The organism is Salipiger sp. HF18, from assembly GCF_011806505.1.
Classification (GTDB): Bacteria; Pseudomonadota; Alphaproteobacteria; order Rhodobacterales; family Rhodobacteraceae; genus Salipiger; species Salipiger thiooxidans.
This window is the reverse complement of sequence record NZ_JAATOS010000579.1, coordinates 1-2,324: the sequence shown is the minus strand read 5'-3', so window position 1 is coordinate 2,324 and position 2,324 is coordinate 1. Positions and strand designations below refer to the sequence as shown.

Below are 2,324 nucleotides of genomic sequence, written 5' to 3'. Positions count from 1 at the left end.
TCTACGGGCTGCTCGCTGCCGAGAAGGCGGGCACGGGCCCCGATCCCAAGCTCGCCGGCACCGAGAACTTCCCCGACTGGCGCGAGGCGCCCTTCACCCAATCGAGCGTCTACCAGGCGGCGGTGCTGCTGTTGGCCTCGGGCGAGCTGTCGCTGGGCGAACGCTTCCTGACCCACCTCGCCGAGGGGCTCGACCGTCAGCAGATCGGCCAGCTTGGCGAGATGCTGGCCGAGCTCGGCCGCCCGCATGTGCAGGTCATGGTCGGCAAGCGCGCGGCGCAGTACGGCATCGAGCTGCCCGGGCCCTATTACGCGCTGCACCCCGATATCGTGAAGACCGAGTTCCCGGTGCCCAAGGAGCTGGTCCTCTCCATCGCCCGCCGCGAATCCGAATTCGACCCCGAGGTCGTGTCGCATGCCGGTGCGCGCGGCCTGATGCAGCTGATGCCGGGTACCGCCAAGGAGGTCTCGGGCTGGCTCGACATCGCCTATTCCCATGACGGGCTGACCGCGGATCCGGCCTACAATGCGCGGCTCGGCTCGGCCTATCTCGCGAGCCTCGCGCGGCGCTTCAACGGCAACGCGGTGATGATGGCGGCGGGCTACAACGCCGGTCCGGGGCGGCCGATCCGCTGGATGGAGCAGTTCGGCGACCCGCGCAGCGGCGACATCGACGTGGTCGACTGGATCGAGATGATCCCCTTCAACGAGACCCGCAACTACGTGATGCGCGTCACCGAGAGCCTGCCGGTCTACCGCGCGCGGCTCGGGCGCGACCCGCACCCGGTGCCGTTCAGCCAGGAGCTTGTGGGCAGCACGCTGCTTCCCACCGACTGAAGTGATCCTTGTCCGCGGCGTCGCCCTCGGGCCGGCGCCGCGGTTCCATCTGTCACGAAAGACTTTCCCTGTTCGGGCGAGGCCCTAGCAGAGCGCCCGGCGCAGGATCTCGACCGCGCCCTGGGCGGTCTCGGCGCTCTGCACGTAGTCGAGCAGCGAGCGGTCGGCGAACTCCTCGTCCACCACGTGGTGCAGCAGCGCCTTGAGCGGTCCCCAGAACCCCTCGCTGTCGAGCAGCACGATGGGCTTGTCGTGCAGCCCCAGCTGGCGCCACGTCAGCACCTCGAAGAACTCGTCGAGGCTGCCGGCGCCACCGGGCAGCACCACGATGGCGTCGGCGTTCATCACCATCACCTTCTTGCGCTCGTGCATGGTCTCGGTGACCACGAGGTGGGTCAGGTCGGTCTTGCCGACCTCGCGCGTCAGCAGGTGGGTGGGGATCACCCCGAAGGTTTCTCCCCCCGCCGCCTGCGCCGCGCGGGCGACGATGCCCATCAGCCCGACGTCCCCGGCACCGTAGACGAGGCGCCAGTTCTCCGAGGCGATGGCGGTACCGAGCGCCTCGGCGGCATCGGAATAGGCAGCGTCGCGACCCGGGCGGGAGCCGCAATAGACACAGACGGACTTGGGGATCATGATGAAGACTCGGTCAAATTGCCGTTTTGACCGGTGATAACGGGATTGTTATACGTTCTCAACCGTGCCGCGTCGCGGCACGCCGGGGACACAAGGCAGAAAATGACGACACGGGCACTGGGCTGGCTGATCTTGGGCGTGATTGCGCTCACCGCGATACTGTATCTGGGCGACATCATCGGCCCGGGGGCGGCCCCCGTGTCACAGCCTTCGCCCGAGGTCGCGCCCGAGCCCGCCCCGGCTCAGGCCAGCGTCGCGAGCGATGCGCCCGCCGACGCTCCCGTCCTCTCCGACGACGCCCCCGAGGCGATGACCGAGGCGCCCGCGCTTCCCGATGCCGCGCAGCCGGTGGCGGAGGCCGCCCCCGACGCGCCCGCCGCCTCCGACCCTGCGCCCGGGACCGAGGCCGTCGCCGCGCCCGCGGCGCCGCGCTTCGACCTGGTGCGCACCGATCCCGGCGGCCAGACGCTGGTCGCGGGCAGCGCCGCGCCCGGCGCCGAGATATCGGTGCTGCTCGACGGCGAACTGCAGCCTGCCGCCTCCGTCGATCGTTCCGGCCGCTTCGCGCTCTTCCTCGACGTGCCGCCCTCGGCCACGCCGCGGGTGCTGCGCCTGCGCATGACCATGGACGGGCAGGAGGTCGTCTCCGACGACGAGGTGATCCTCGCACCGCCCGCCGGCGCCGAGACGGCGAAGGCCCTGGCCCTGGCCAAGCCAGCCACGGACTCCCCCGCGGCCTCCGCCGAGGCGCCGACAGCACTCCCGAGCCTCGACGACGCGGTCGCCCCCGACACCACGGCCCAAGCCACCGGCACCACGCCCCGGGCCGCCGGGCCCGCAGCGGCCGCAACC

The 2,324-nt window shown here is 71.0% G+C and carries 2 protein-coding genes and 1 pseudogene; 2 read left to right on the top strand and 1 reads right to left on the bottom strand.

Annotated features, from left to right (window positions below; genetic code table 11):
• On the top strand, positions 1-836 hold an 836-nt coding region (locus HC022_RS24380; protein WP_167454117.1), incomplete at its 5' end, for a lytic transglycosylase domain-containing protein.
• An 84-nt stretch (positions 837-920) separates the two neighbouring features.
• Here the strand turns inward: HC022_RS24380 and HC022_RS24375 are convergent.
• Positions 921-1,472: a TIGR00730 family Rossman fold protein gene (locus tag HC022_RS24375; RefSeq protein ID WP_008885000.1), complete on the bottom strand. Its 552-nt coding sequence runs from the start codon at positions 1,470-1,472 to the stop codon at positions 921-923.
• A gap of 198 nt (positions 1,473-1,670) precedes the next feature.
• Here HC022_RS24375 and HC022_RS24370 point away from each other — a divergent pair.
• Positions 1,671-2,324 (top strand): annotated as a pseudogene (locus tag HC022_RS24370) (peptidoglycan-binding protein LysM); the annotation flags it as partial.